Raw genomic sequence first — 26,042 nt, 5'->3', positions numbered from 1 at the left:
CCGGATAGCGGGACGCGATTGACGGTAATGCCATCTCCTGGGAAGTATCGGGCCGGTCAGACCGTGATCGGTTTCCTTTCCCGTTTCCCTCTGGAGAAAACGTGTCCCTTTCCGCCACGGGCGTCCTCTCGCCTGCGGAGACCGAGGCCGGAGCGCCGCCGCAGCGCCGGAGACGACGGTTGCCCGGCCTGCGCCGCTGGATCAGCCCTCTCGCGCTCATCGCGCTGTGGCAGGTCGCGAGCGCGACGGGTGTCCTGCCGCCCGACAAGCTGAGCTCGCCCTGGACCGTCCTGCAGGCCGGCATCGAGACCGCCCGCACCGGTGAACTGGGCGACGCGTTCGCCGTCTCGGTGGGCCGGGTCGCCGTCGGCTTCGTGCTCGGCGCGGCCGTGGCGCTCACGCTCGGCGTGGTCGCCGGGCTCTCCCGCTGGGGCGATGTCCTCATCGACCCGCCGGTGCAGATGCTGCGCACCCTGCCTTTCCTCGGGCTGATCCCGCTGTTCATCCTCTGGTTCGGCATCGGGGAACAGCCGAAGATCATGCTGGTGGCGCTCGGCGTGGCGTTCCCGCTGTATCTCAACGTGCACTCGGGCATCCGCGGCACCGACCCCCAGTTGCTCGAGGCCGCCACCGCGCTGGGGTACACCCGGTGGGAGCGCCTGGCCCACGTCGTGTTGCCCTCCGCCGTGCCCCAGACACTGGTCGGGTTGCGACAGTCGCTGGGCATCGCCTGGCTCGCGCTCATCGTCGGCGAGACCGTCAACGCCGATGCGGGCCTGGGCTATCTCATCAACAACGCCAGGGAGTTCCTGCGCACGGACGTCATCGTCGTGGGGCTCGTCGTGTACGCCGCGCTCGGACTGGCCACCGATGCCCTCGTGCGCCTGATCGAGAGGAGGGCATTGCGATGGCGCGGGAATTGATCGTCGACGTGGCCGGACTGACCAAGCGTTTCGGGCCCCGGGAAGTGCTGTCCGGTGTGGACCTGAGCATCCGGCGCGGGGAGTTCGTCGCATTGCTGGGCCGGAGCGGCTCGGGCAAGTCGACGTTGCTGAAAATCCTGGCCGGGCTCGACACCGACGTGCACGGTCAGGTGCGGGTGGACGGCACGGTGTCGGTGGCGTTCCAGCAGCCGCGCCTGCTGCCGTGGCGGCGGGTCTGGCGCAACGTCGTGCTCGGACTGGGGGAGCGCAGCCGCGACCGCGCTCTCGCCGAGCGGGCGCTGGCCGAGGTTCGGCTGGCCGGCCATGCCGACGCCTGGCCGCGCACACTCTCCGGCGGCGAGGCGCAGCGCGTGTCGCTGGCGAGGGCGCTGGTTCGCGAGCCCGGGCTGTTGCTGTTGGACGAACCGTTCGGCGCACTCGACGCGCTGACCCGGCTGGCCATGCACCGGCTGGTCGAGGACCTGTGGCGGGAACACGAGCCGGGTGTGCTGCTGGTGACCCACGACGTCGACGAGGCATTGCTGCTCGCCGATCGTGTGCTGGTCCTCGGCGAGCAGGGACGCCTGATCAGCGAGTACCCGCTGGCGCCTGCCCGCCCGCGCCGTCTGCAGGACCACTTCGGTGTCCGCGCGGACATCCTCGACGACCTGGGAGTGAACGACTATGCGACTGCGTAGGGCTGTGGCGCTGGCCGTGCTGGGGACGGTGGCGGCGGTTCTGGCCGGCTGTGGTGCCGGAGAGCACGCCCGCTCGGCCGAGGTTCCCGCACCCGTCAGTGCGGCCGATCTGGCGAACGTGACACTGCGGGTCGGCGACCAGAAGGGCGGGTCGCAGGCCCTGCTCAAGGCCGCGGGCAAGCTGGACGACCTGCCCTACCGGATCGAGTTCTCGACGTTCACGTCCGGCCCGCCGCTGCTGGAGGCGGCCTCGGCGGGTGCGGTCGACATCGGCCGGACCGGCAACACGCCGCCGATCTTCGCCGCCGCCGCGAATGCGAAGATCGCCGTGGTGGCCGCGGCCCAGCGCGATGTCGCGGGGGATGCGCTGCTGGTGCCGCAGGATTCGCCGGTGCGGCGGGTCGGCGACCTGCGCGGGAAGACGATCGGCGTGGCCAAGGGCAGCTCCGCGCACGGCCAGCTGCTGTACCTGCTGCGCGAAGCCGGTCTGTCCACCCGGGACGTGACACTGTCCTATCTGCAACCCGCGGATGCCTACAGCGCGTTTACCCAGGGCCGCCTGGACGCCTGGGCGGTGTGGGAGCCCTACTCCTCGCAGGCCAGGCTGGAGGCGAACGGACGGGTACTCGCGGACGGCACGGGGACCGCGAACGGCTACACGTTCCAGGTGGCCGGGCTCGAGGCACTGTCCGACGCCGGCAAGCACACGGCGCTGAAGGACTACCTCGTGCGGCTCGCCCAAGCACAGCATTGGGCGCAGACCCACCGGGAGGACTGGGCGCGCGTGTGGTCTGCCGACACCGGGCTCGATCCCCGGGGTCGCCCGGGAGGCGGCCCGGACCTTCGTCGACCACCCGATCCCGCTCGACGACACGGTGGTGGCATCCCAGCAGGACCTCGCGAATGCGTTCCGTGACGACCGTGTCGTACCCACCGAGATTCGGTTCGGTGACTTCGTCGACCGCCGCTACGCCGCCGACCTCGACCCGCTGACCAAGGAGAAGTGATCTCATGGGCGTGACCCTGCATTGGTTCCTCCCGACTTCGGGCGACAGCCGCGGGATCGTCGAACGGTTCCATGCCGCACGGGCGCTGGCCTCGGACACCTCGCGTCCGGCGACCATCGACTACCTCGCGCAGGTGGCGCGCGCCGCGGAGCAGCTCGGCTTCGACGGCGTTCTCACACCGACCGGCACCTGGTGCGAGGACGCGTGGCTGACCACCGCCGCGCTGATCCGGGAGACCCGGACGTTGAAGTTCCTCGTGGCGTTCCGGCCGGGTGTCGTCTCGCCGACCCTCGCGGCGCAGATGGCCGCGACCTATCAGCGCATCTCCGACGGCAGGCTGTTGCTCAACGTCGTCACCGGGGGTGATGCGGTGGAGCAGCGGCGCTTCGGGGACTGGCACGAGCATGACCAGCGGTATGCCCGCACGGACGAGTTCCTCGAGATCGTGCGCGGCGTGTGGCGCGGGGAGCCGTTCGACTTCGCGGGCGAGCATCTGCGGGTGGAGGGCGCGACGCTGCTCGCGCCGCCCGATCCGGTGCCCGGCGTGTACTTCGGCGGGTCGTCGCCCGCCGCCCTGCCGGTGGCCGCCCGGCACGCCGACGTCTACCTGACCTGGGGTGAGCCACCGGAGCAAGTCGCGGAGAAGATCGGCACCGTGCGGGCGCTGGCACACCGGCAGGGCCGCCGCGTACGTTTCGGCATCCGGCTGCACACGATCACGCGGGACACGTCCGAGGCCGCGTGGGCCGAGGCGCAGCGACTGCTCGACGGGCTCGGCGCGGAGCAGGTGCGGCGGGCGCAGGAGGTGCTGGCGGCGAGCGAGTCCGTGGGTCAGCGCAGGATGGTCGCCCTGCACGGCGGCGGTCTCGACAAAGGCGTCCGGGGTCTGGAGGTCTCGCCCAACCTCTGGGCGGGGGTGGGGCTGGTCCGGGGTGGTGCCGGAACCGCGCTGGTCGGCAGCCACACCGAGGTGACCGACCGGATCGAGGAGTACCACGCCCTGGGCATCGACGAATTCATCCTGTCCGGGTACCCGCATCTCGAAGAGGCGTATTGGGTGGGGGAGGGCGTGCGCCCCGAACTGGCCCGCCGGGGGCTTCTCCACGATGACCGGGCCGCGTCGGTGAACGTCAGGCCGGAACGGGCGGCCGCCGCGCACTGAGCCGCATCCCGGTGGGTACGGGCCGGCGCGCCCGTACCCACCGGGATGCCTACAGCCCGAGGGACTTGCCGATGATGTCGCGCTGGATCTCGCTCGTGCCGCCGTACACAGTGGACACGACGGTGGAGCGCAGCAGGCCCTCCATGCCGTATTCGGTGGCGTAACCGTAGCCGCCGAGCATCTGCATCCCGTCCAGTGCCATGGCCTTCGCGAACTCGGTGGCCTTGAGCTTCGCCATCGACGCCTCGCGCGGGAACAGCGTGCCGGGTTCGGCGTCCATGCGCTCGGCGACGTCGTGCACGAGCAGCCGGGTGCATTCCAGTTCGGTGGCGTGATCGGCCAGCCGGTGCTTGAGCGCCTGGAACGATCCGACAGGGCGGCCGAACTGCTCGCGCTGCCGGACGTAGGCGAGCGCGTCGTCGAACGCCCGCCGCGCCGTGCCGAGCATGAGCCCGGCCAGGATCATCCGCTCGATGTTCAGCCCGGCCATCAGCTGCGGCCACGCCTTGCCCTCCACACCGACGACGGCGGCGGCAGGCAGGACGCAGTCGGTGAAGTAGAGGTCGTTGACCTCTCGGCCGCCCATCGTGTCGATGCCGCGGATCTCCAGTCCCGGCGAGTCGGCGGGCACACTGAACATCGTCAGTCCCTCGTGCTTGCCGCCTTCGGTCGACGTGCGCGCGACGAGCAGGATGTGCTTGGCGATGTGGGCGTTGGAACACCACGTCTTCTGGCCGTTGATCACCCAGCCGTCCTCGGATTTCTCCGCGCGGCAGGTCAGCCCGCCGACGTCGGAGCCCGCACCGGGCTCCGACATGGAGATCGACAGCACCTCGCCGTTGAGGAAGTCGGTGAGCACCCGGCGTTTCTGGTCGGCACTGCCGAACTTCTCGTACGCGGCCGCCGTGATGACGGACGTGGCGTAGCCGCCGGTCGGTGCCCGCCAGTAGGCGCTGGTCTCGAGGAACAGCACGAGGTCGCGCATGCCACGGCCGGCGCCGCCGTACTCCTCGGGCAGGGAGATCCCGAGCCAGCCCAGCTTGGCCATCTCGCGGTAGAGCGCGTCGTCGTGCGGCCGGGCGACCGAATCGGTCACCTCACGCCGGCAGAACTCGCCGACGGCCTCGACGAAATCGCGCTGCTCGTCGGTCAGGGTGGAGATCACTGTGCGACTGCCTTTCGATCGGTGGCGTACATCGCCTCGATGTCGGCCGAGTACACGTCGGCGATCACCCGGCGTTTGAGCTTCATGGTCGGCGTCAGCTCGCCGCTCTCCGGTGTCCACGGCGTGCCCAGCACGCGGTACGTCTTGATCTGTTCCGGCCGGGAGAGTTGCCGGTTGGCCTGCTCGACCGCCGCGTCGAGCTCGGCCAGCACTCCAGGGTCGCGTGCCAGCTTGGTGAGGTCCGTGGTCTCGACGCCGTGCGTCTTCGCCCACGCGGGGGCGGCTTCCTCGTCCAGCGTCAGCAGAGCCGTCACGTACGGCCGCCCGTCTCCGATGATCGCGGCGTAGCCCACCAGCGGGTGCGCCCGCAGCAGCCCCTCGGCCTTGCTCGGCGCGATGTTCTTGCCGCTGGAGGTGATGACGAGTTCCTTCTTGCGGTCGGTGATCGAGAGGAAGCCGTCGGCGTCGATCGTGCCGATGTCGCCGGTCGCGAGCCAGCCGTCGGCGTCGACCGCGGGCTCGATCGCGCCGTCCTGGCGCAGGTAGCCGAGGAACACGAGCGGGCCGCGCACCTCGATCTCACCGTCCGCGGCGAGACGGGCCTCCATGCCCGGCATCGGCATGCCGACGGTGCCTGCGCGGTAGCGGTTCGGCAACGTCGACGTGGCCGCGCCGGTGGTCTCGGACAGCCCCCAGACCTCCATGATCGTCATCCCGAGGCTGCCGAAGAACTCCAGCACCGACGCCGGGATGGGTGCGGCCCCGCTGCCGAGGCGCGTGGCGTGGTCGAGGCCGAGCTGCTCCCGCAACGGACGCAGCACCGCGGCGTCGGCCCGCTCGAACGCGGCCGCGAGCTCGGCGTCCGGCTCGCTGCCGTCGGCCGCGAGGCGGTAGACCGCGGAGGCGATCTCCCGCGCCTTGTCGATGCCCGCCCGGTGCTCCTCCGGGAGGCTGCCCAGGATGCCCTGGACACCGGCGGCGATCTTCTCCCACACGCGCGGCACACCGAAGAACCCGTGCGGCCGCACGGCTTTCAGCGTGGATAGCAGCCCGCTCTGGTCCGGGCACACGGTGACGTGCGCGGCGGCGAACACCATGAGGTACATGCCGAGCACGCGCTCGGCGACGTGCGCCAGCGGCAGGTAGGCGACCATCCGCGGGTTCGGCTCCACCGGCTGGATGAGTTCCTGCGCCGCCGCCTGGTACAGCACGTTGGCGTGGCTGAGCACGACGCCCTTCGGATCGCCCGTGGTGCCTGAGGTGTAGATCATCCCGACGGGATCGTCCTGCCGCACCGCGTCGGTCCACCGTTCCAGCTCGGACGGGTCCCGCCGGTGCAGTTCCGTGCCGCCGCGCAGCAGGTCGTCGTAGCCGATGAACCGCGAGTCGCCCGCCGGGACGGCCGCGCTGTCGAGGACGACGACCGCGCGCAGCGAGCGCAGCTCGTCGAGCACCGGCCCCCACCGGCGCAGTTGCGCCGACCCCTCGAGCACCACGATGGTCGCGGCGCTGTGGGTGGCGACGTGGCGGATCTGGTCGATGCTCAGCGTCGCGTAGGTGGTGCACGGCAGCGCGCCGAGGTGCATGGCGGCGAAGTCGGCCACCCAGTGTTCGGGGCGGCTGGAGACGTCGATGAGCATGCGGTCGCCCTGGTGCAGGCCCGCTGCCCGCAGGCCGTGCGCGGCGGCCGCTATGTGCTCGCGCAGCGTGGCCCAGGTCAGCGTCTCGGTGGTACTGGACAGCGCCGGTATGTGGGCGTGCTCGGCGGCGTTGCGGCGGATCAGGGCGGGGACCGTCCAGGACCCCAGCCTGGTCCGCACGTCGGCTTCGGTGACCACGGTTGTCGCTCCTCTCACAGCAGCGTGACATTGTCGACGAGCCAGCGGTCGTCCTGCCGGACCAGAGTCATCTGCATCCGGTTGCGGTCGATGCGTGGCTGCGGGCTGTTGGTGTTGGTGATGGTCTGGTCCACGAAGAGTGCGACGACGGCCCGATCCGTGCCGGACTCGACGAGGCCTGCCGACAGCACCGCGCCCTTCGACACGGCCTGGTGCTGCTTGATCAGCTCGGTCAGGTTCCGGCTCACCTGCCGGTACTGCTCGCCGAACTCGCCCGTGGCGTTCTGTTCGACGGCGCGGAAGTTGCCGTCGAGGTTGCGGTAGTCGTACGAGGACAGGTCCGTCGCGTAGCGCTTCGCGGCGGCGAGCGCCTCCACCCGGGCCGTCTCCTCGGCGCGCTGGTTGAAGAACTGCACGCCGGCGAAGGCCAGCCCGCCCGCGAACGCCACTGCGAGCAGGACGGCCAGCACGATCCGGGGTCGCATCGAGACCCGGGTCCGCTGTGGACCGTCGTCGGCCGGCTCGGCGGGGCTGTCCCCGGTGGCCGTGCTGGCCTCGGTGTGATCGTCGTCCTCCACTGTGGATCGCGGGGTCGGGGACGGCCTGCGGTCGGACAGGGTCACGCGCATCATTGAGCTCCTTGCAACAGCATCGAGGACCAGGATCGAGGACCGAGCACGGTGGCCTGGCCTCCGGTGGAGCCGAGCTGGAACGGCGCGGCCGCACCGGTGGTGGCGTCGTAGGTGGTACCCGTCGCGGGCGCGGGCCGTGGCGCGTTCATCGCGCCGCGCTGCGAGAGGTCTTCGCCCGGCGTGCAGTGCCAGGTGAGCTGTGGGTCGCGGGGCTCCGTCTGCTGGGGCGTGCGGCGGGGTGTGTCGTTGTAGCAGACGGGCCCCAGGGTGCCGACGAGATAGAAGTTCGCGGTGTCACCCTCGACGATGCGCCCGAGCTTGGTCAGGCTGTGCGGCAGGGAGAGGAACAGTTGCTCGAGCGCGGGTGCACGGACACTCACGAGCTGACCCGTGGTGACGAGATTGCCGAGCAGCGTGGCCAGTGCGGGCTCGTTGGCGCGCACGAGTTCCGCCACCTGGCGCACGGGCCCCGGCACCTCGTGCAGCAGGGTTGTGAGCGCTGGTTCGGTGTCGCGGAGCGACCCGGAGAGCCGGCGCATCGCGGAGGCCAGCTCGCCGATGCGGACGCCGTCCGGTCCGGCCAGGAGCCTGGCGTTGTCGAGGATGCGTTCGATCTGCGGAGTACGGTCGCGGGCCAGGTCGAGCAGCACCCGCGTGTTGCCGAGGATCCGGGTCAGCTCGGGGGAGGCGTTGCGCAGGCCGGTGGCGAGTGCGTCGCCCACGACCGCCAGGTCCTCGGTGGGCAGGCTGTCGGCGAGCCGGAGGAAGTCCTCCAGCAAGGTATCCAGCGGCAGCGGCCTGCGGGTCTGCCCGGAGGTGACAACGTCGCCGTCCGCCAGATACGGCGCGGAATCCGCGCGTGGCCGGAAGTCCAGGCGCAGGATCGCGATGGGGCTCTCCATGGTGACCACGGCGGTGGCGTCCGCCGGGATCCGGCTGTCGGCGTCCAGCGACACGGCGATCTCCACCCCGTCGCCGGCGATCCGCACGTCCGACACCTCGCCGACATCCACGCCGCGGTAGGTGACCTGGGAGCCGACGGACAACCCGCCCGTGTCGGGCATTCGCACGGTGACCTGTATCGGCTCCTGGAACGCCTGCGGACCGAGGACGCTGGTCGCCACGTGGTAGCCGCAGGCGAGGGCGACCACCGCGAACACGACGAGCTGGACGAGGGCGAGCCGGGTCATCGGGCGCCACCCCCGAGCAGATCGCCGAGGCCGCCGGGTTCCGGCCGGGCGGTGGCCGGTGCCGCCGCCCCCAGATCCGGGTCGAGCAGTTCGGCCACGGTGAGCGGCACGTCGATGGTGCCGTCGAGGTTGAGGTAGTCGCCCGGCGTGGCCCGCTGCACCAGGTCGGCGAAATCCTTGAGCGCCGTCAGGGTCGGACCGAGCTTGCCGTCGAGCGACTCGAGATCGCGCAGCACCGGCCTGAGCTGGTCGAGCTGCTCGGTGAGCGCCGTCCCGGTCTTGTCGAGCAGGCCCTGCGCGGCGGTGCCGAGCGAGCCGACGTTGCCGAGCAGTGTGGTGAACCGCTCGCGTTCGTCCAGGAGCACCTGAAGTGCCGGCCGGATGTCGGTGAGGGCGGCCTCGAGGGCCGGCGTGCCCTCGGCGAGGCGCCGCGAGAGCGCGTGCATCGAGTCGATGACGCCGACGATCTCCCCGCTGCGCCGGTCCAGCGAGCCCAGCACTGAGTCCAGGTCGTGCACCAGTCGCTTCACCTCGCCGGTGCGGCCGCCGAGGGCGGTGTTGACCTCGGAGACGATCGTGCGGACCTGGTCGATGCCCGAGCCCGTGAGCAGGGTGCCGAGCGCGGCGAGCGTGTGTTCGACGTCGGGACCGCGCGACGTGCGTTCCAGCGGGATCGTCGCCGCGTCCGCGAGTGTCGCACCGCCCCGCGCGCCCGGCGGCGGTTCGAGGACGACGTACTCGTCCCCGAGGGCCGACGTGAGTTCCAGCCGGGCCGCGGTGTTCGCGGGAAGGTCCACATCGGAGGTGATGTCGAGGTCGACGTAGGCGAGGAAGTCCTCGGTGCGGATGCCCGCGACGCGGCCGACGACCGCCTGTCCGACCTGGACGGTGCCGCCCAGCGGCAGGTTCGCCACGTCGGAGAACACGGCGGTCACCCGGTACGTCGGCCCGGTGTCGCCGAGGCTCGCCGTGTTCTGCAGGCTCAGCCCGCAGCCGGCCGTCAGTGTGGTGACCGCGGCGACGGCGGCCAGCAGCGTGCGCCTCATCGGCCACCTCCGCCCAGGAGCGTGCCGAGCCCGAGCACGTCGGGGATGCGCGGCGGGAAGTCGATCGGGTTGACCAGGCCGGCGCCGGCGCACAGCGGGATGGGCAGCTGTTCGCACAGCTGCCGGGTGGTGCCGAACTGGCTCAGGTTGGTGGAGAGATTGAGCCGGATGCGCAGCCGGTCGTCGTGGGTGACCGCGCGGCCGAAATTGTCCAGGGCGAGCGGCAGGGTGTCGAGTGTCTCGGCAAGCTCGCGCTGGCGGGCGACGACGGTGGTGGTGAGATCGGTCAGCTGGGACACATCCCCCGTGAGCTCGTCGCCGTGGTCGGTGAGCAACCTGCTGAACGTGCCGAGCGCGTGCGAGAGCTGGTCGATCGACTGCGTGATCGCGGTCTGCTGCTCGGTGATGTCGGCCGACACCTGCGACACGGTGGTGGTCAGGATGTCCAGAGTGGAGCGGTGGTCGGCCAGCAGCTCGAGCAGACGGTCCACATTGTCGAGTACCGCGCCGATGTCGCCGCTGGCACTCGCGACCACATCGGTGGCCTGGGTGAGGTCGCTCAGCGCTTCCCGGAACGCGGGGCCGTTGCCGCCGAGGGAGTCCGCGGCCGTGCTCAGCAGTCCACCGATGCCGCCGCCGGCATCCGCGCCCTGCGGGCCGAGCGCGGTGAGCAGCTCGTCGAGCGACGTCGTCAGCTCGTCCCACTTCACCGGGGCGTGCGTGCGCTCGACCGGGATGACGGCGCCATCCTCGAGCGAAGGACCGCTGGTGTGGGCGGGGGAGAGCTCCACGAACCGGTCGCTCACCACGGCCGGGCTCATGATGTAGGCGTGGGCGTCGCGGGGCACGCGGGACTCGCCCGGCAGGCTCATCGTCACGCGGACCGTGGAGCCCTGCGGCCGCACCTCTTCGACGTGGCCGACCGGTACCCCGAGCAGGGCGACGCGACTCCCGGCGAAGATGCCGTCCGCCGCCGGGAAGTCCGCCGCGATGCGCAGCCGCGGGTCGGGGCGCAGCAACACGTACCACGCCGTGGCCGCGGCGAGCGCCACGACCAGTAGCACTGTGACCGTTCTACTGAGCGTGCGGGTCATCGGCACCCCTCCAGCAACGCGGCGAGGCACAACAGGTTGTCGGGCAACGGCCCGGCGGGCCCGGACACGTCGCCCCACGGTCCGTTGCCGGTCGCGTTCGCGAGGTAACGACTGCCCGGCCCGAGCTTGGTCAGTACCTCGGCGAGCTGGGCGTCGTTGCGCTCGAGCGTGTCGGTGATGCTGTGCAGGTCGCTCAGCAAGGGGCCGAACTGCGGCTCGTTCTCCCGGAGCACGCGGTCGAGTGCGCTGGTGAGCGCGTCGAGGTCGGTGATGAGCTGCCGGATGGTGCCGCGCCGGGCGTTCACCGTCTCGGCGACGAGTCCGGCGTCCCCGAGCAAGGTCACCAGGGTCTCCCGCTGGTCCAGCAGTGACGTCGTCAGCGTCCGCACGCCCTGCAGCAGGCTTCGGAACTGGTCGTTGCGCTCACCGACGATGCTCGTGGCACGGCCGACCCCGGCGAGGGCGTCGCCGAGCAGCCGGCCGTCGGGTGCGGCTTCCTGCAGCGCGGAGATCATGCCCCGCAGCGCCGTGACGTCGAGCTGCTCGGCGGTCTGTTTCGCGGTGTCCGCGATGTCGCCGAGGCTGTAGGGCACGGAGGTGCGGTGCATCGGGATCGTGCCGCTGGGCAGCTCGCCCGATCCGCCCGGCTGGACGGCGAGGTACCGCGTGCCGAGCACGGTGGCGAGCTTCACGGCCGCTGTAGTGGTGTCGCCGAGCGGCTGGGCGTTGTCGAGCCGGAACTCCACCCGCACGCGGTCGCCTGCCAGCTCCACATCCGTGACCCGGCCCGCGGGCACGCCCGCGACGTGCACCTGGTCGCCGGAGGAGAGCCCGGCGGCGTTGGCGAACTCCGCCGTGTACTCCGTGGTCGAGGCCTGGAATCGCAGCTGCGGTACCGCCACGGCCGCCGCGACGAGCACCGCCAGCGCGAGGGCTCCGACGGCCCCGCCGAACGCGGGCCCGCGCCTGCCCTGGATGCCGGGCATCCTCATCGGCACACCTCCGAGTGTGGGCCGGGACTGAGGTTCACCGGCTCGCCGCCGACCACGTTCACGCGCAGGTTGCAGACGTAGACGTTGACCCAGGACCCGTAGTCGGTGGCTCGGCCGAGCGTGTCGAGGAACGCGGGCGCGCCCTTGACGAGCGCGTCGAACGCGTCGGTGTTGGCCACCAGCGTGCCGCTGAGCGACCGCAGGGACCGGATGTCCTCGGTGAGGTGCGGCTCGATGTCGCCGAGCAGCTCGGTCAGTGATCCGGCGAGTTCGGCGCCGCTGTCGAGCGCGGTGGCGATCTCGCCGCGGTGACCGGCCGCGTACGAGGTGAGCTGCGCGAGACTGCTCACGAGCGCGCGGAGGTCCTCGTCGTGGTGGGTCATCGTGCCCATCGCGGCGGTGAGGTTGTCCAGCACCTGGCCGAGGACCTGCTCGCGGCTGTCCATTGTGGAGGTCAGGGAGATGACCTTGGCGAGGAGCGCGTCCAGCGTGCCGCGCTCGCCTTGGAACACGGCCACGAGGTTGCCGGCGAGCTCGTTCACCTGGGCGGGGTCGATGGCGGCGAAGAGCGGTTTGAAGCCGTTGAACAGGGCGGTGAGGTCGAGCGCTGGCCGGGTGCGGTCGACGGGTATGGTCGCGCCCGGCTCGAGCTCGGCGGACCGCGTGTTCGAGCCCTCGGTGAGCGCGAGGTAGCGCGAGCCGAGCAGATCGGCGTACCGGATGATGGCGCGGGTGTCGACGGGGATGCGCTGATCGGTGCGTACGTCGAAGGTGACGTGCGCGTGGCCGTCGCGGAGTTCCAGTTCCCGCACGGTGCCGACCCGGACACCGGCGACCGTCACGTCGGAGCCGGGGTAGAGGCCGTGGGCATCGGTGAACACCGCGTGGTAGGTCGCGGTGTCACCGGTCAGCGGGTCGGTGAGCGTGTTCACGACGAGGACGGCCGAGAGCACGCAGCCGGTGACGAACGCGGTCAGCTTGGCGACGATCCGGGCGACCCTCACGGGACCACCACCCGCTCGCCGCGCACCAGCGGCCCGAGCAGCAGGGCGAGGAGGTCGGGCTCGTCGGCGGTGCCGCCCGGCAGGCCCGGCACGAGCGGGCCGAGCCGCCGCATCGCCTCCTTCTCCTGGCTGCTGCCCACGGGGCCGGTCACGCCACCCGTGGGCGGCGGCTCCGGGTGCGGTGGTTCCTGCTGCCGTGCCTGCCGGGGCAGCGGCTGTGGGAACTGCCGTTCGTAGCGGGACGACGGCGCCTGGCCACAGTTCTGGCCGTTCAGGCCGGGGTAGCGTGGGCAGTCCTCGGCGGTGTAGGGGTACGGCTGGTCGAACGTCAGGCCCGCCTCGATCTTGAACAGTCCCGACGAGAAGACACGCTTGCCGCCGTCGAGGAAGAATCCGGCGGCGTCGAGCGCCTCGCCGGCGATGTGCGGGTACCGGGACAGCACCTCGCTGACCGGACGCGCGGCCTCCGTGAGCTGGACGACGCGCTCGCCGTGGTCCACCAGGAGCCGCTCCGCCGACGCCGTCCCCTCGATACCGGCGGCGAGCACCTCGCGTAGTGAGTCGCGTTCGGACACCACGGTGCGGGACAGCGCGACTGCGTTGTCGAGCGACCGCAGCAGGTCCGGCGCCGCGCCCGAGACCTCGCGGCTGAGCCGGGCCACCGTGGTGATGTCCTCGCCGAGCGAGTCGAGCAGCGGCGGGGCCTCGTCCATGAGCGCGGCGGCGTAGTCGATCATCGTGCCGAGCTCGGCGCCGCGACCGCGAAGTGTGTCGGACAGAGCCGTGAGCGCCACCTGCAGGTCGGCGGGCCGGAGCTGTGTGATGACGTCGTAGAACCGGGCGTAGGTGTCGTAGAGCTGCACCGTGCGGCCCGATGTATCGGCGGCGAGCGTCACCCCGCCGGACAGGCCCCCGCGCGGCCGGTCGCCGGCGGGCACGGCGAGGTCGATGTACTGGTCGCCGAACAGGCTGCGCGGCAGCAGCCGGACCTCGACGTTGGCGGGCACCTGACCGATGAGCTCGGCGTCCATCCTCAGGGTGAGGGTGGCGCCGTCGAGATCACCGTCGACGGCCGCCAGCCTGCCGACGGTGACGCCGTGGTACTGCACCGGGGAGTTCGCCCGGATCGGCCCGGCTGAGGCCGGCAGCACCGCGGTGATCGTCGGTGCCGCGGTGAACGAGGCCCCGGTGCCGACGGCCACCAGCGCACCCGCGCCCAGCAGGACGGCCACCGCCACCACGATCCCGCGGACGGCCAGCGTCGCCGTACTTGTGTCCCGTACCATGGTTACGACCCCAGACCCGGCAGCGTCGGCCGGGCGCCCCACAGCGCGAGCGTCAGCAGCACGTCCACGATCGCGATGCTGACGATGGACGTGCGCAGCGCCCGTCCGGCGGCCTTGCCCACACCCTCCGGGCCACCGGCCGCGTAGAAGCCGTATCCACAGTGGACCAGCGTGATGATCATCGCGAAGACGACGGCCTTGAGCAGGGAGTAGCCGACGTCGGTGGGGGTCAGCAGCAGGTGGAAGTAGTAGTCGTAGGTGCCGCTGGACTGACCCTTCACGTGCACCACGGCGAGGCTCGTCGCCGCGTAGGAGGCGAACAGGCCCACGAGGTAGAGGGGGATCACCGAGAGGAACGCGGCGGCCATCCGGGTGCTGACCAGGAACGGCAGCGACGGCACGGCCATGGTCTCGAGCGCGTCGATCTCGTCGGAGATCCGCATCGCGCCGAGCTGTGCGGTGAACCCGGTGCCGACCTTGGCGGCCAGGGCGACGCTGGCCACCACGGGCGCGATCTCGCGGGTGTTGACGAGTGCCGACATCAGGCCGGTCATGGGGGAGAGGCCGATGATGTCCAGGCCACGGTAGCCTTCGAGCCCGATCTGCGTGCTCGCCACGGCCGACATGGCGAACACGACGCCGATGGTCCCGCCACCCGCCAGCAGCGAGGCCGAGCCGAAGCTGATCTCGCTGACGTGCCGGATGACGTGCCGCCAGTACCGCACCAGCGCGCCCGGCAGGTGCAGGACCACCTTCACGTAGAACGTGGAATGCCTGCCCAGCGCGGCGAAACCCTCGACGGCGGGTCTCAGCACCGCGGGTGACGGGAGGAAGGTGCGGGCGGTCATCAATACGCTCCGCGGGCGGGGACGACGGCCGCGTACAGCTCGGTGAGGACCGTGTTGGCGACGAAGACGAGGATGAAGGCCAGCACGACGCCCTCGTTGACGGCGTCGCCGACCCCGCTCGGGCCGCCCTTCGCGGTCAGCCCCTTGAAGCACGCGACGAGTGCGGCCAGCACGCCGAACGCGGCGGCCTTCACCTCGGCGATGAGGAAGTCCTCGATACGGGAGAACTCGGTGAGGCTGCCGAGGAAGCTCCCGGCCGAGTCGCCGAGCACGACAGTCTGGAACGCGTAGCTGGCCGAGATGCCGATGGCCATCACCAGGCACGCCAGCAGGGTGGTCACCATGAGCGAGGCGAGCACCCGGGGCACCACAAACCGCTCCACGGCCGGGATCCCCATGACCTCCAGTGCGTCGACTTCTTCGCGGATCGTGCGAGCCCCGAGGTCGGCGCACATCGCGGAACCGCCCACACCGGAGATCATCAGCGCGCAGATCAGCGGGGACGCCTGCGCGACGATCACGAAGGCCACGACCGCGCCGCCGTATCCCTCGGCGCCCAGCTGGCCTGCCATCGACCCGACGTTGAGCGCGACTACGACGCCGAGCGGGATGGTGACCAGCAGCGACGGGAACGTGGTGACCGAGGCGAGGAACCACGCCTGCTCGAGCACCTCCCGCCAGGCGAGCCGGCGGCGGAGGAGCACCCGGCCCAGCGCGGTGAACGTCTGCACCGTGAAGCTCAGCAGCATCCCGGCCTGCGCGAAGGCATCGCCCACGGCCGTGCGCGCCTGCGGTGCCTCGTAGCCCATCAGGCAGCCCGGGTGGACGCGACCTCGGAGGGCCGTGCCGGGCGACGCTGGGCGAGACGTTCCCGCAGCATCAGGCCGTAGGCCAGCGGCGCGTAGCGCAGCGGCCCGGGCGCTCTCCGGTGCACCGCGCGCACCAGCGTGGCCAGCCGGTCGAAGGAGTGTTGATCGCGGTCCGTCCACGACAGACCGAGCCGCTTGCGCAGGACCGGTGGCAGCGTGCCCACGGTGGTCAGCCGCACCAGGCTGCCCGCGGGCACGGCGAACAGCTTCCACAGTGGAGTCGGCAGGTAGCGGATCGGCTTCTTCGGCTCGGTCAGTGCCGTGAGGACGTCTGTGGTGCTCTGGTTGGCTTCGAGCGTCGTCCGCACCACCTCGTCGAAGTAGGCGTCGGCCGAGGCCCAGTCGGGTGGCATGTGGTGCTGCTTGATGCCGAGGGCCAGTCCGATGGCGCGGAACTCCTGCCACATCTGCTCGAGTTCCTCGTCGGTCATCGGGTCGCCGAACCACTTCGCCGTGTCCACCATGTACCGCGCCAGTGTCAGGTGCACCCACGCGTAGGCCTCGGGATTCAGTGCGTGGTAGCGCCTGCCCGTGCGGTCGACGCCCTTGATGTCCTTGTGCAGTTCGAGCAGCCTGCGCCCCTCGGCATGGGCGCCGCCGCCCAGGCCGTAGACGAAGCGCATGGTCGACAGGTGCGTCTCCCAGGCGCGTTTCCACGGCCTGTCCTTGAACTCGGAGTGGTCGAGCACGCCCGCGCCCACCACCGGATGTGCCACCTGGAGCATGAGTCCGGTGCCGGCGAGGAAGACGCCGGGCGCGGCGGCGAAGTGCTCCCAGGTCACCGAACCCGGGCCGGGCAGCGAGTCCTGGTCGGGGCGGGAGGCGTCGTCCATGATTCCTCCGAAGTAGCGCCGTTGCGAATTGCGATTAACGTAGCGGTCTGACACGGGTCGTTGTCAAGTAGTGGTTCAGGGCACCCGGTATGGTCGGATCGTTGTCTGTGACAACGGCGGAACGAGTCGGAGGTAACGCAGTGAACCAGCCGGAGGCCGGCTCGCCCGCCACCACACGTCGCCGTCCGGACCGCAAATCCCAGCTAGCCCGGATCGCCGCCGACCTGTTCTGCGAACGCGGTTACCACGCCGTCGGGCTGGGCGACATCGCGACCGGGGCCGGCATCACCGGCCCCGCGATCTACCGGCACTTCCGGAACAAACAGGCCGTCCTCGCCGCCGCCGCACACGACCTGGCCGCCGCGATCGACACCGCGGTCGCCGGAGTTCCCGCGACGGGCGCGCCGTGGGAACGGCTCGACGCGATGACCCGCGCCCTGACCAAGCTGGTCATCGAACGGCGCCGCAGCGCGCAGCTCTACCAGTGGGAACGGCGCTACCTCGAGCCCGAGGACCACGCGACGTTCACGGCGACCATCTCGTCGCTCGTCCGCACGGTCGCCGATCTGCTGGGGGAGAGCAGGCCACGGCTGCCCGAGGCGGACCGCACCACGCTGGCCGCCGCCTCACTCAGCGCCATCGCGAGCCTGTCGACCCACCGCACGCCCGTGTCCGACCGGGTGGCCGAGAAGGGCCTGCGCGGGATCGCGCTGGGAGTGCTCGCGACCGGCCTGCCGCCCCGGCTCACGACCGAGCGGGCCGCCGGATGGCCCGAGCCCGCCACCGTCGGCGAGTTCGTGTCCCGGCGGGAACGGCTGGTCGTCTCCGCCTTGCGGCCGATCCGCGAACGCGGGTTCCACGCGGTGACGATGGAGGAGCTCGGGGCCGCCGCGGGAATCGGCGGGTCCAGTGTGTACCGGCACTTCGCGAGCAAGGCCGACCTCCTCGCCGCCGTGTACTACCGGGCCGCCGAGCGGCTCGCCGTCGCCACGAGCACGGCCATCGAATCCGCGACCGATCCCGGTGAGGCGCTGCGCAAGCTCGTCGACGCCTACGTCGCCTACACCTACCAGGACAGTGACCTCGCCGCGGTGTACCTGTCCGAGTACGGCAACCTGCCCCCCGACGACCGGCGCGCCTTGCGGAAGGTCCAGCGCGAGCACGTCGAGCAGTGGGTCCGGCTCGTGGTGGCCGTGCGGGGTGACACCCGGGCCACGTACGCCCGGCTCGCCGTGCACGCCGCGCTGAACATCGTGCACGACCTCAGCATCAGCAAGCACCGGATCGCCGACGCCGAACAGATCAAGCACCTCGTCTTCGCCGCCCTCGCGAGCTGACCGGCGTCCGCTCGCCGTGCGGCGGCGCCGTGCCGCCCCGACAATCGAGCGAGAGGCAGCGCAGCCAGCGGAAGGAGACCGGCATGGCCAGGACCTCGGTCGCGGAGCAGTTCATCGAGGTGCTGGTCCAGGCGGGCGTCTCGCGAATCTACGGCGTCGTCGGCGACAGCCTGAACCCGATCGTCGACGCGATCCGGCGCACCCCCGGCATCGAGTGGGTGCATGTGCGCAACGAGGAAGCCGGCGCGTTCGCCGCCTCGGCGGAGGCGCAGCTCACCGGGCGACTCGCCGTGTGCGCGGGCAGTTGCGGGCCGGGGAACACGCACCTGGTGCAGGGGCTCTACGACGCGCACCGCACGGGCGCGCCGGTGCTCGCGCTCGCCTCGCACATCCCGGCGAGCCAGATCGGCACGGGCTTCTTCCAGGAGACGCACCCGGAGCGGTTGTTCGTCGACTGCAGCGGCTACTGCGACGTGATCAGTACACCGGAGCAGGTGCCGCGCGTGCCGCGCATCGCGATCCAGCACGCGCTCGGCCGCGGGGAGGTTGCCGTGCTGGTGATGCCGGGCGACGTCGCGCACAAGGACGCGGCCGGCCCCACGGGAACGAGCACGTTCGTCACCGAGCGCGCGGTCGCGGTGCCGCCGCCGGGCCAGGTGCGGGCGCTGGCGGAGATGCTCAACCGCGCGCGGTCGGTGACCCTGTTCTGCGGCGCCGGCGTCGCGGGCGCGCACACCGAGGTCATGGAGCTGGCGGGCCGGCTGCACGCGCCGATCGGGCATTCGCTGCGCGGCAAGGAGTGGGTGCAGTACGACAATCCCTACGACGTCGGGATGAGCGGACTGCTCGGTTACGGCGCGTGCTACCGCGCCACACACGACGCCGACCTGCTGGTGCTGCTGGGGACCGACTTCCCGTACGACGGGTTCCTCCCTCTCGCCAGGACGGTGCAGATCGACCACGACGCCGCGCGACTCGGCAGGCGGACACCGCTGGAGCTGGGCGTGCACGGTGACGTCCGCGAGACGCTGCGCGCGGTGTTGCCGCTGGTCGAGCAGAAGACGAACCGCGACTTCCTCGACGAGATGCTGCGCGAGCACTGTCGCGCGCTGGAGACCGTCGTGGACGCGTACACCAAGGACGTGGGGCGTCGTGTGCCGATCCACCCCGAGTACGTCGCCGACGTGCTGGACGATCTCGCAGCCGACGACGCGGTGTTCACTGTGGACACCGGGATGTGCAACGTCTGGGCGGCACGGTACGTGACACCGAACGGGCGCAGGCGGGTGATCGGCTCGTTCCTGCACGGCAGCATGGCCAACGCGCTGCCCCACGCCATCGGCGCGCAGCTCGCGTATCCGGGGCGGCAGGTGATCTCGATGTCCGGCGACGGGGGCCTCGGGATGCTGCTCGGCGAGCTGCTCACCGTCCGCCTGCACGACCTGCCCGTGAAGATCGTGCTGTTCAACAACGCGTCGCTGGGCATGGTGAAGCTCGAGATGCTGGTCGACGGGTTGCCGGATCACCAGACCGACCATCCCGGTGTGGACTATGCCGCGATCGCCCGTGGCGCCGGCATCCCGAGCGCGCGCGTCACCGAGCCCGGGGAGGTGCGCCCGGCGCTCGCCGACGCTCTCGCCCGGCCCGGTCCGGCGCTCGTCGACGTCGTCACCGACCCCAACGCGCTGTCGATCCCTCCGCACATCACGGCACAGCAGGTGAAGGGGTTCGCCCTGGCCGCGAGTAAGGTCGTGCTCAACGGCGGCGTGGGCAAGATGGTCGAGCTGGCTCGCTCCAACCTGCGGAACGTCCGGCGGCCGTGATGTGGTCCGTTGTGGACCGTCGCTGGTCGTTCGCCGTGGTTGCCGTTCGGGCTGGTAGCCGGAGGTTGTCGGCCAGGGGATCGGTGCGTGTGGCCGGCCGGGCGGTGATGTGTGGGGCTCCGGTGAGGGGGCTGCCGGGCCGATACATGCCGACGCGGGCGGCAGACACGGCGACGCGGGCGGCCGACACCGGTCGGCTAGGGGGTGAACCAGCCGAGTAGCGACGTCATGTCCTTCTCGTCGAACTTGCAGAGTGCCGCACTCGTTTCGGTGCCGTCTTCGTGGATGATCTGCCGCATGCGGGTGATGTCGACCCAGGCTCCGTCGAGCTGGTGTGTGGCCAGACGCGACATCGCCGTGCCGAACTTGGCCATCGAGCTCCTGCCCGGGATGAATATCGACAACTCCTCCCGAGCCTCGAAGGTCTGCACTTCGATGTCGCCGGGCAGGTCGACGGGCATGTCGTCGCCTCCCGCGATCGGAACCTTCACCAGCCAGTGTGGACCTTCCATGGTGGTGAGGGTGGCCGTCCTCTGCTCCGGGGTCTCCATGGCCCAGGTCCGCCACGCGGTTCCCGTCACCTTGGCTCCGCAGGATTCCACCGTTCTCACCAGGCCTGCCACGGTGGCGGCGGTGGCGGCGTCGGATGTTTCCCAGTCGAACTGGTCGGCCGAGGATGGCGATCCGGGCACCACGGTCGACACCACGGTCATCTCGGGCACGTGGCGTCGACGCGGCTCGGGTGAGGAGGTGAAGAACTGGCGCGCGTCGCTGATCGCCTCGTCCTGTTTCCGTCGCTGGCGGTGTACCTCTGTGACGTGCTGGTGCAACAGGTCGCGGACCGTGTCGGGCTCGTCGAGTGCGCGGCGGATGAGTTTGATGCTCATTCCCGTGTCGCGCAGGACGGTGATGAGCATGGCCCGCTCGATCTGGTCGAAGGTGTATGAGCGGTAGCCGGTCTGCTCGTCTACCTCGGCGGGAATGAGAAGGCCCTCCGAGTGATAGAACCGCAGCGTCTGCGGTGGTAGCTGGCACATCTGGCCGAACTCGCTGATGGACAACATGTCGCTAGCATCGCCCCTGTAGTAACTATAAGGTCTAGTGGCAACGGTGGTCCAATCCTCCGCTCTCGTGCCGCGCAACGGCGCGGTGGGCGGGGAACTCCTCGGGTTGCTCTCCGTCGAGGGCATCGACGTGCGTGCCCTGTCGGTGACGGGCACACCAGGTCCAAGGTGAGCGTGCCGGATACCGGAGCCGCGCCGCCGACTCGCCGTGGACACGGCAGGCCCGGCGCGATCGGCCGTTCCCGGTGGCCTGCACGGCGCCGAGGCGTACTCCCGGCCGGCTCAGGCGCGAAGGCCGTGTTCCCACGCGGGCGCGCAGCCCACACGCCGAGGCCGCACGCGCGCGTCCGGGACGGCGAGTTCACGCCGCCGCGGTGACGGCGGCGAGGACGTCGTGGCCTGCCGGGGTGAGGCGTGCGGGCACCCGCTGGCCGAGGGCGCCGGGGCGCACCGGTGCGATCAGGCCCGCGCGGGCCAGCTCGTGCGCGGCGGACTGGTCGCAGCACGGCAGCCCGTCGACGAACAGATCCGGTTCGCTGCTGCACGTCAGCTCGGCGCGCCCGGCCGCGACGGCCTTCAGCATCGCCAGCGAGCGGTGGGTAGCGGCGTACATGGTGGGCTCCTTCGACATCGCTCACCACTACGTCGAATCCGGCGGCGAGCTTTCGACATCACCCTTTGAGACGCTCGGCGGCCGAGGTCGTTCCCGTTTTACGGTCGCGGGACAGGACGTAGGCCTCGATGCCGTCCAGCACCCGCCGCACACCGAACTGCAGGTCCAGGTCCACGCCCGCGTCCGGGCGGCCGGACGGGGTGAAGGCGCCCTCGTTCACGAGCGCCGTCAGCGCGGGGAACCGCTCCGGGTCGACGAACTCCCGCAGCGCCGCGTCGTAATCGGTCTCCGCCTCGATGGGGGTCAGGCCCGCCTGTTCCCGGCCGTGTTCGACGTCGATCGAGATCAGCGCCAGCTGCCGCACGGCGCCGAGGAGGAACAGCAGCACCGACACCTGGTCTCCGCCGTCGAGTCCCGCCTTCCGCAGCGGGCGCAGGCCGGCGTCGAACCAGGCGAGCTGCCCTGGTCCTACGGGCGGTGCGGTGATCTGCACGCGCAACACCCACGGATGCCGCCGGTAGGTCTCCCACAGCGCGCTGACCCAGGTCTCCAGCTCCGTTCGCCAGTCCTGTGCGTCGCCCGCCGACGGGGGAGGCTCGGGCGTCTGGTCGATCATCAGCTCGAGCAGATCCTCCTTGCTCGGCACGTACCGGTACAGCGACATCGTCGTGTAGCCGAGCTCGGCGGCGAGCCGCTGCATGGAGAGCGCGTCGATGCCCTCGCGGTCGGCGATGTCGATGGCGGTGGTGACGATCCGTTCCAGGCTCAGCTTCGGTTTCGGTCCCCGGCTCGCCTTCGTCGATACGCCCCACAACAGTTCGAGGCGCTTTCTCGGTTCTGTGGACATCCCGCTCCGCTCGGTCGTGCTTGACCGTCATCCTAAAACTGTGTATCAAGTACACAAACGTGTATCACATACACAGTTGGGAGATGGGGATGGATCCCGGACAGGCGATCGAGGTGCGCGGCCTGCGGAAGGCCTACGGTTCGGTGGAGGTGCTCAAGGGCGTCGACCTACGGGTTCGGCGCGGCAGCCTGCTGGCGCTGCTCGGCCCCAACGGCGCGGGGAAGACGACGACCGTCCGCATTCTCAGCACGCTGCTCGCGGCGGACTCCGGCACGGCGCTCGTCAACGGCTTCGACGTGGTGACGCAGCCGGCGAACGTCCGGCGCTCGATCGGGCTCACCGGCCAGCAGACCGCCGTGGACGGGCTGCTGACGGGGTTCGAGAACCTCGTGCTGATGGCGCGCCTGTTCCGGCTGCGCGGCACGGCACCCAGGAAACGTGCCCGCGAGCTGCTCGACCGGTTCGGCCTCGACCACGCCGCCGACCGCCAGGTGAAGACCTACTCCGGTGGCATGCGGCGCCGCCTCGACCTCGCGATCAGCCTCATCACCGCCCCGCCCGTGCTCTTCCTCGACGAGCCGACCACGGGCCTCGACCCGCGCAGCCGCACCGAGGTGTGGGACACCGTGCGCGACCTTCTGGCAGGGGGTGTCACGGTGCTGCTCACGACGCAGTACCTGGAGGAGGCCGACCAGCTCGCCGACCGGGTGGCGGTGGTCGACGGCGGCCGGATCGTCGCCGAGGGAACCCCGGCCGAGCTGAAACAACGGGTGGGCGCCGAACGCCTCGAGCTGACCTTCGGCGACGCCGAGACGGTCGCCCTGGCGCGGCGGATCCTGCCGGCGGAGCCCGCGGACGCCGAGCGGGTGCTGACCGTGAGCGTCCCCGTCGAGCACGCCAAGGAGGTCAAGCAGGTCCTCGACCGGCTCGCCGCGTCCGGAGCCGAGCCCGAGGAGCTGTTCGTGGCCAAACCGACCCTCGACGACGTCTTCCTCACCCTCACCGGCGCCTCTGCAGGAGGCAGTAGATGACCACCATCCACACCGCGGACGTCGGCGGGCGGTCCGAACTCGCCGCGGCGCTGGCCGAGGCCCGCGCACTGAGCGGCCGGTGCCTGCGGCACGTCGCCCGGAGCCCGGAGCAGCTCATGCTGATGCTGTTCCTCCCGGTGATGCTGCTGTTGCTGTTCCGCTACCTGTTCGGTGGCGCCATCCAGACCGGCGGCACCGCCTATGTCAACTACGTCCTGCCGGGGATCATCACCGTCGCCATCACCTTCAACGCCACGGTGACGAGCGTCGCGGTGTGCCAGGACATGCTCGAGGGCATCGTCGCGCGCTTCCGCTCCATGCCGATGCGCAGTGCCACGGTGCTGCTCGGTCACGTCTCCGCGGCCCTCGTCCGGCACCTCGTGTCCATCGCGGTCGTGGTCGGCGCGGGGTTCCTCGTCGGGTTCCGTCCCGTCGGGGGTTTCGCGGAGTGGCTGGGTGCGCTCGGGGTGCTGGTGCTGTTCGCGACCGCCGTGTCGTGGATCGCGGTACTGCTCGGGATCGCGGCGAAGACGGTCGAGGGCGCGAGTGGCCTGTCGATGCCGCTGGTGTTCATCCCGTACGTCGGCAGCGCGCTGGTGCCACCGAGCACCATGCCCGACGTGCTGCGCGTGTTCGCCGAGAACCAGCCGGTGAGCCTCGTCGCCGACGCGGTGCGCGCGTGGTTCCTCGGGGTGCCCGTGGGCAATGCCGGCTGGCTCTCGCTGCTCTGGTGGGCGGGCGTGCTGATCGTCGTCGTGCCGGCGTCGGCGTGGCTGTTCCGCCGCAAGGCCGCGGGCTGAGCCGTTTCCCCGACGGCGGTCTCGGGTATGCCGCGTGCCGTGGAGGTGGCACAACGTGCGCGAATTCGATGACGACGAGGTTCGGTCCGCGGGCCCGGCGGTGGTCTGGCGGGGCCCCGAGGACGCCCCGGTGGTCCTGGTGCTGGACCCGGCGGGAGAAGCCAAGCACAACGAGTTGCCCGCGACCTGGCGCCCGCTCGCCGAGCACATCAGGGTCGGCTGGTGCCGACTGCCCGCCGAGGCGGAGGACGAGACGGTCGAGGAGATTCTCGGCGACGTCCGGCACCGCGCTCATCTCGTGGCGGCCGGCAGCGCGGCCGTGCCGGCCTTGCGCCTGGCGCGGGAGCACACCGACCAGGTCAGCTCCGTCGTCGCGGTCGACCCCGCCCGCCCGGGCGCGGCGCCGCCGGGTGAGCCGGGCTCACTCGCCGACTGGTGGGACAGCGAGACCGAACCGCTCCGCCGTGAGCTGACCGACCGCGACGTCCGGGTGGTGTGCGCCGTCAGCCGGGACGACGACCTCGCGGTGCGGATCGAGCCACCCGTGCCGCTCGGGCATCCCGATGTCGTCGCCAGGGTCGTGCAGACGCTGTTGTCGTTCCACGGTGACGGGTCCACCGACGCCGTGGAGCCCGACCGGCGTGCCGAGGTGGCCGAGGCGTGGCGCGCCGTCCGCGACCGGTTCCTACCCGCCGTCGATCGCGCGCGGCACGCGGCGCGCTAGCAGCGACGATTATCGGTTTGGGCGAGCTCCCGGCTCGCCCACCCGAGGTGCGTCTGGGGTTTTGGTCCCGCTTTTCGCGGCGTCCGTTATTCAGGACGGAAAGCGGCCGGAATGGTCCGTAGCGTCGGTCTCGCCACCGACGAGAGAGGACCTCGACATGACCGCCACGACCGACCCGATCACCACGGACGAGCGCGCCGACCTGCTGCAGGCCCTGGCGCAGCACCGGTTCTTCCTGCACTACACCGTCAACGGTCTCGACGACGAGCAGGCAGCCCGGCGCACCACGGTGAGCGAGCTGACCCTCGGCGGGATCATCAAGCACGTCGCGCGTACCGAGCTCGGATGGCTGGAGTTCGCGCAGGGCAATCCCGCCGCCATCGCCGGAGTCAATGCCGACCGGCGGAACGAATTCCGGATGCTGCCGGGGGAGACGCTCGCCGGGCTGCTGGTCGAGTACGAGGAGATCGCCCGCCGCACCGACGAGTTCGTGGCCACGACGCCCGATCTCGACGTGTCGTACCCGCTGCCCGAGGCGCCGTGGTTCACCCCGGGTGCGCGCTGGTCGATCCGCCGGGTGCTGCTGCACGTGCTCGCCGAGACGGCGCAGCACGCGGGCCACGCCGACATCATCCGCGAGTCGCTCGACGGGGCGAAGACGATGGGCTGACCGCGCCTGTCACGTTCCGCCTCCCGGTTTCGTCACCGCTGCGGCCCCACGAGACCGGGAGGCGGACATGACACGCACACCACGACACGGATCACGGCAGCCGGCCACCACGCCCACCCTCGCCCCGTTTCTCCGGCAGAGGACGGTCCTCCTGACCACATTCCGCAAGGACGGCACCCGGGGCGCCACTCCCGTCAGCATCGTGGTCGACGGCGATCGCGCGTATGTCCGGAGTTTCGAGCGGGCCCTCAAGACGCGGCGCCTGCGCCGGGATCCGCGGGTCGAGGTGGCGCCCTGCACCCGCCGGGGCACCACGACCGGGCCCGCAGTCGCGGGCACGGCACGGCTGCTCCACGGTGCGGAGGACAGGCATGCCGCGCGGTTGCTCCGGCGCAAGTACCCGGTGCTGCACACCCTCGTTCCGCTGCTGCACCGGCTGTTGCGCCGGAAAACCGGTCGGACCGTCCACTTCGAACTGACCTTTCCGGAGTCGGCTGCCTCTTGACGTGCCGCTCCCGAGTGACGACCCTGGTGATCTTCGACCGG

At 71.0% G+C, this 26,042-nt stretch carries 28 protein-coding genes; 13 read left to right on the top strand and 15 right to left on the bottom strand.

The annotated features are described in order from the left end of the window. The first annotated feature begins 101 nt into the window (after window positions 1–101). The 5 genes from ACFSZT_RS19930 to ACFSZT_RS19910 are packed head-to-tail and all read left to right on the top strand — an operon-like array spanning window position 102 to window position 3,790. Window positions 102–923 (top strand): ABC transporter permease, encoded by an 822-nt coding sequence (locus ACFSZT_RS19930; protein WP_377391315.1) that lies wholly within the window; start codon window positions 102–104, stop codon window positions 921–923. Continuing rightward, window positions 908–1,621 carry an ABC transporter ATP-binding protein gene (locus ACFSZT_RS19925; protein WP_377391312.1) on the top strand — a complete coding sequence of 238 codons (714 nt, stop codon included), beginning with the start codon at window positions 908–910 and terminating at the stop codon, window positions 1,619–1,621. Before ACFSZT_RS19930 ends, ACFSZT_RS19925 begins: the two co-directional genes overlap by 16 nt. Continuing rightward, the gene (locus ACFSZT_RS19920) at window positions 1,608–2,537 is read left to right on the top strand and encodes an ABC transporter substrate-binding protein (protein WP_377391310.1); all 930 of its coding nucleotides are present in this window, start codon (window positions 1,608–1,610) and stop codon (window positions 2,535–2,537) included. The genes ACFSZT_RS19925 and ACFSZT_RS19920 overlap by 14 nt, the downstream gene beginning before the upstream one ends. Beyond that, a complete protein-coding gene (locus ACFSZT_RS19915) occupies window positions 2,500–2,628 on the top strand; it encodes a hypothetical protein (RefSeq protein WP_377391307.1) in 129 nt (42 codons plus the stop codon). Before ACFSZT_RS19920 ends, ACFSZT_RS19915 begins: the two co-directional genes overlap by 38 nt. Before the next feature lie 4 nt (window positions 2,629–2,632). After that, window positions 2,633–3,790, top strand: coding sequence for an LLM class flavin-dependent oxidoreductase (locus tag ACFSZT_RS19910; protein ID WP_377391304.1), 1,158 nt, complete (start codon window positions 2,633–2,635; stop codon window positions 3,788–3,790). 49 nt (window positions 3,791–3,839) lie between these two features. Here ACFSZT_RS19910 and ACFSZT_RS19905 read toward each other — a convergent pair whose 3' ends face one another. The 12 genes from ACFSZT_RS19905 to ACFSZT_RS19850 are packed head-to-tail and all read right to left on the bottom strand — an operon-like array spanning window position 3,840 to window position 16,587. After that, entirely contained in the window at window positions 3,840–4,955 is a 1,116-nt protein-coding gene (locus ACFSZT_RS19905; protein WP_377391302.1) for an acyl-CoA dehydrogenase family protein, read from the bottom strand. Continuing rightward, complete coding sequence (locus tag ACFSZT_RS19900) at window positions 4,952–6,793, bottom strand: AMP-dependent synthetase/ligase (RefSeq protein WP_377391299.1); 1,842 nt, start codon at window positions 6,791–6,793, stop codon at window positions 4,952–4,954. Before ACFSZT_RS19900 ends, ACFSZT_RS19905 begins: the two co-directional genes overlap by 4 nt. A gap of 14 nt (window positions 6,794–6,807) precedes the next feature. Further along, window positions 6,808–7,425 (bottom strand): hypothetical protein, encoded by a 618-nt coding sequence (locus ACFSZT_RS19895; RefSeq protein ID WP_377391296.1) that lies wholly within the window; start codon window positions 7,423–7,425, stop codon window positions 6,808–6,810. Further along, window positions 7,422–8,615, bottom strand: a complete 1,194-nt coding sequence (locus ACFSZT_RS19890; protein WP_377391293.1) for an MlaD family protein — start codon at window positions 8,613–8,615, stop codon at window positions 7,422–7,424. The genes ACFSZT_RS19895 and ACFSZT_RS19890 overlap by 4 nt, the downstream gene beginning before the upstream one ends. Then, entirely contained in the window at window positions 8,612–9,661 is a 1,050-nt protein-coding gene (locus tag ACFSZT_RS19885) for an MCE family protein (protein WP_377391290.1), read from the bottom strand. Before ACFSZT_RS19885 ends, ACFSZT_RS19890 begins: the two co-directional genes overlap by 4 nt. Further along, window positions 9,658–10,755 (bottom strand): MCE family protein, encoded by a 1,098-nt coding sequence (locus ACFSZT_RS19880; protein WP_377391287.1) that lies wholly within the window; start codon window positions 10,753–10,755, stop codon window positions 9,658–9,660. The genes ACFSZT_RS19885 and ACFSZT_RS19880 overlap by 4 nt, the downstream gene beginning before the upstream one ends. Further along, window positions 10,752–11,747, bottom strand: a complete 996-nt coding sequence (locus ACFSZT_RS19875; RefSeq protein ID WP_377391284.1) for an MCE family protein — start codon at window positions 11,745–11,747, stop codon at window positions 10,752–10,754. The genes ACFSZT_RS19880 and ACFSZT_RS19875 overlap by 4 nt, the downstream gene beginning before the upstream one ends. Next, a complete protein-coding gene (locus tag ACFSZT_RS19870; RefSeq protein ID WP_377391281.1) occupies window positions 11,744–12,751 on the bottom strand; it encodes an MCE family protein in 1,008 nt (335 codons plus the stop codon). Before ACFSZT_RS19870 ends, ACFSZT_RS19875 begins: the two co-directional genes overlap by 4 nt. Then, window positions 12,748–14,037 (bottom strand): MCE family protein, encoded by a 1,290-nt coding sequence (locus ACFSZT_RS19865; protein ID WP_377391278.1) that lies wholly within the window; start codon window positions 14,035–14,037, stop codon window positions 12,748–12,750. Before ACFSZT_RS19865 ends, ACFSZT_RS19870 begins: the two co-directional genes overlap by 4 nt. Before the next feature lie 2 nt (window positions 14,038–14,039). Beyond that, window positions 14,040–14,885, bottom strand: a complete 846-nt coding sequence (locus tag ACFSZT_RS19860; protein WP_377391275.1) for an MlaE family ABC transporter permease — start codon at window positions 14,883–14,885, stop codon at window positions 14,040–14,042. Further along, a complete protein-coding gene (locus ACFSZT_RS19855; protein WP_377391272.1) occupies window positions 14,885–15,694 on the bottom strand; it encodes an MlaE family ABC transporter permease in 810 nt (269 codons plus the stop codon). The genes ACFSZT_RS19860 and ACFSZT_RS19855 overlap by 1 nt, the downstream gene beginning before the upstream one ends. Continuing rightward, on the bottom strand, window positions 15,694–16,587 hold the full coding sequence (locus ACFSZT_RS19850; protein ID WP_377391269.1) for an oxygenase MpaB family protein: 894 nt from the start codon (window positions 16,585–16,587) through the stop codon (window positions 15,694–15,696). Before ACFSZT_RS19850 ends, ACFSZT_RS19855 begins: the two co-directional genes overlap by 1 nt. Before the next feature lie 140 nt (window positions 16,588–16,727). Between ACFSZT_RS19850 and ACFSZT_RS19845 the strand changes: the two genes are divergently transcribed. Both ACFSZT_RS19845 and ACFSZT_RS19840 read left to right on the top strand, forming a co-directional pair. Further along, complete coding sequence (locus ACFSZT_RS19845) at window positions 16,728–17,924, top strand: TetR/AcrR family transcriptional regulator (protein ID WP_377391266.1); 1,197 nt, start codon at window positions 16,728–16,730, stop codon at window positions 17,922–17,924. A gap of 83 nt (window positions 17,925–18,007) precedes the next feature. Then, complete coding sequence (locus ACFSZT_RS19840; RefSeq protein ID WP_377391263.1) at window positions 18,008–19,747, top strand: pyruvate dehydrogenase; 1,740 nt, start codon at window positions 18,008–18,010, stop codon at window positions 19,745–19,747. A 197-nt stretch (window positions 19,748–19,944) separates the two neighbouring features. Here ACFSZT_RS19840 and ACFSZT_RS19835 read toward each other — a convergent pair whose 3' ends face one another. Continuing rightward, window positions 19,945–20,811, bottom strand: a complete 867-nt coding sequence (locus ACFSZT_RS19835) for a MerR family transcriptional regulator (protein WP_377391260.1) — start codon at window positions 20,809–20,811, stop codon at window positions 19,945–19,947. A 46-nt stretch (window positions 20,812–20,857) separates the two neighbouring features. On the opposite strand from ACFSZT_RS19835, the gene ACFSZT_RS19830 reads away from it, so the two are divergent. Next, window positions 20,858–20,983 carry a hypothetical protein gene (locus ACFSZT_RS19830; RefSeq protein ID WP_377391257.1) on the top strand — a complete coding sequence of 42 codons (126 nt, stop codon included), beginning with the start codon at window positions 20,858–20,860 and terminating at the stop codon, window positions 20,981–20,983. A 189-nt stretch (window positions 20,984–21,172) separates the two neighbouring features. Here ACFSZT_RS19830 and ACFSZT_RS19825 read toward each other — a convergent pair whose 3' ends face one another. Together ACFSZT_RS19825 and ACFSZT_RS19820 are read right to left on the bottom strand one after the other, a co-directional pair. Further along, window positions 21,173–21,424, bottom strand: a complete 252-nt coding sequence (locus ACFSZT_RS19825) for a hypothetical protein (protein WP_377391255.1) — start codon at window positions 21,422–21,424, stop codon at window positions 21,173–21,175. Between the two features lie 58 nt (window positions 21,425–21,482). Further along, the gene (locus ACFSZT_RS19820; RefSeq protein ID WP_377391252.1) at window positions 21,483–22,271 is read right to left on the bottom strand and encodes a TetR/AcrR family transcriptional regulator; all 789 of its coding nucleotides are present in this window, start codon (window positions 22,269–22,271) and stop codon (window positions 21,483–21,485) included. Between the two features lie 89 nt (window positions 22,272–22,360). On the opposite strand from ACFSZT_RS19820, the gene ACFSZT_RS19815 reads away from it, so the two are divergent. The 5 genes from ACFSZT_RS19815 (at window position 22,361) to ACFSZT_RS19795 (ending at window position 26,001) form a co-directional block, all read left to right on the top strand. Further along, the gene (locus ACFSZT_RS19815; protein ID WP_377391602.1) at window positions 22,361–23,302 is read left to right on the top strand and encodes an ATP-binding cassette domain-containing protein; all 942 of its coding nucleotides are present in this window, start codon (window positions 22,361–22,363) and stop codon (window positions 23,300–23,302) included. Continuing rightward, window positions 23,299–24,102, top strand: a complete 804-nt coding sequence (locus ACFSZT_RS19810; RefSeq protein WP_377391249.1) for an ABC transporter permease — start codon at window positions 23,299–23,301, stop codon at window positions 24,100–24,102. Before ACFSZT_RS19815 ends, ACFSZT_RS19810 begins: the two co-directional genes overlap by 4 nt. Window positions 24,103–24,157: 55 nt before the next feature. After that, the gene (locus ACFSZT_RS19805) at window positions 24,158–24,826 is read left to right on the top strand and encodes a hypothetical protein (RefSeq protein ID WP_377391246.1); all 669 of its coding nucleotides are present in this window, start codon (window positions 24,158–24,160) and stop codon (window positions 24,824–24,826) included. Between the two features lie 157 nt (window positions 24,827–24,983). Further along, window positions 24,984–25,496, top strand: coding sequence for a DinB family protein (locus tag ACFSZT_RS19800; RefSeq protein WP_377391243.1), 513 nt, complete (start codon window positions 24,984–24,986; stop codon window positions 25,494–25,496). Between the two features lie 67 nt (window positions 25,497–25,563). Then, on the top strand, window positions 25,564–26,001 hold the full coding sequence (locus ACFSZT_RS19795) for a PPOX class F420-dependent oxidoreductase (RefSeq protein ID WP_377391240.1): 438 nt from the start codon (window positions 25,564–25,566) through the stop codon (window positions 25,999–26,001). Window positions 26,002–26,042: the final 41 nt, after the last annotated feature.

This window comes from Prauserella oleivorans, assembly GCF_042685745.1.
Lineage (GTDB): Bacteria > Actinomycetota > Actinomycetes > Mycobacteriales > Pseudonocardiaceae > Prauserella_A > Prauserella_A oleivorans.
This window is presented reverse-complemented; position numbering and strand designations above follow the sequence as displayed.

What these genes read in the sequence shown, in the direction of transcription:
- ACFSZT_RS19925 (WP_377391312.1), top strand. Translation starts at nt 908, where the DNA reads ATGGCGCGGGAATTGATCGTCGACGTGGCCGGACTGACCAAGCGTTTC.
- ACFSZT_RS19920 (WP_377391310.1), top strand. Translation starts at nt 1,608, where the DNA reads ATGCGACTGCGTAGGGCTGTGGCGCTGGCCGTGCTGGGGACGGTGGCG.
- ACFSZT_RS19910 (WP_377391304.1), top strand. Translation starts at nt 2,633, where the DNA reads ATGGGCGTGACCCTGCATTGGTTCCTCCCGACTTCGGGCGACAGCCGC.
- ACFSZT_RS19895 (WP_377391296.1), bottom strand. Translation starts at nt 7,425, where the DNA reads ATGATGCGCGTGACCCTGTCCGACCGCAGGCCGTCCCCGACCCCGCGA.
- ACFSZT_RS19890 (WP_377391293.1), bottom strand. Translation starts at nt 8,615, where the DNA reads ATGACCCGGCTCGCCCTCGTCCAGCTCGTCGTGTTCGCGGTGGTCGCC.
- ACFSZT_RS19885 (WP_377391290.1), bottom strand. Translation starts at nt 9,661, where the DNA reads ATGAGGCGCACGCTGCTGGCCGCCGTCGCCGCGGTCACCACACTGACG.
- ACFSZT_RS19880 (WP_377391287.1), bottom strand. Translation starts at nt 10,755, where the DNA reads ATGACCCGCACGCTCAGTAGAACGGTCACAGTGCTACTGGTCGTGGCG.
- ACFSZT_RS19875 (WP_377391284.1), bottom strand. Translation starts at nt 11,747, where the DNA reads ATGAGGATGCCCGGCATCCAGGGCAGGCGCGGGCCCGCGTTCGGCGGG.
- ACFSZT_RS19865 (WP_377391278.1), bottom strand. Translation starts at nt 14,037, where the DNA reads ATGGTACGGGACACAAGTACGGCGACGCTGGCCGTCCGCGGGATCGTG.
- ACFSZT_RS19860 (WP_377391275.1), bottom strand. Translation starts at nt 14,885, where the DNA reads ATGACCGCCCGCACCTTCCTCCCGTCACCCGCGGTGCTGAGACCCGCC.
- ACFSZT_RS19855 (WP_377391272.1), bottom strand. Translation starts at nt 15,694, where the DNA reads ATGGGCTACGAGGCACCGCAGGCGCGCACGGCCGTGGGCGATGCCTTC.
- ACFSZT_RS19850 (WP_377391269.1), bottom strand. Translation starts at nt 16,587, where the DNA reads ATGGACGACGCCTCCCGCCCCGACCAGGACTCGCTGCCCGGCCCGGGT.
- ACFSZT_RS19840 (WP_377391263.1), top strand. Translation starts at nt 18,008, where the DNA reads ATGGCCAGGACCTCGGTCGCGGAGCAGTTCATCGAGGTGCTGGTCCAG.
- ACFSZT_RS19835 (WP_377391260.1), bottom strand. Translation starts at nt 20,811, where the DNA reads ATGTTGTCCATCAGCGAGTTCGGCCAGATGTGCCAGCTACCACCGCAG.
- ACFSZT_RS19825 (WP_377391255.1), bottom strand. Translation starts at nt 21,424, where the DNA reads ATGTACGCCGCTACCCACCGCTCGCTGGCGATGCTGAAGGCCGTCGCG.
- ACFSZT_RS19820 (WP_377391252.1), bottom strand. Translation starts at nt 22,271, where the DNA reads ATGTCCACAGAACCGAGAAAGCGCCTCGAACTGTTGTGGGGCGTATCG.
- ACFSZT_RS19815 (WP_377391602.1), top strand. Translation starts at nt 22,361, where the DNA reads ATGGATCCCGGACAGGCGATCGAGGTGCGCGGCCTGCGGAAGGCCTAC.
- ACFSZT_RS19810 (WP_377391249.1), top strand. Translation starts at nt 23,299, where the DNA reads ATGACCACCATCCACACCGCGGACGTCGGCGGGCGGTCCGAACTCGCC.
- ACFSZT_RS19800 (WP_377391243.1), top strand. Translation starts at nt 24,984, where the DNA reads ATGACCGCCACGACCGACCCGATCACCACGGACGAGCGCGCCGACCTG.
- ACFSZT_RS19795 (WP_377391240.1), top strand. Translation starts at nt 25,564, where the DNA reads ATGACACGCACACCACGACACGGATCACGGCAGCCGGCCACCACGCCC.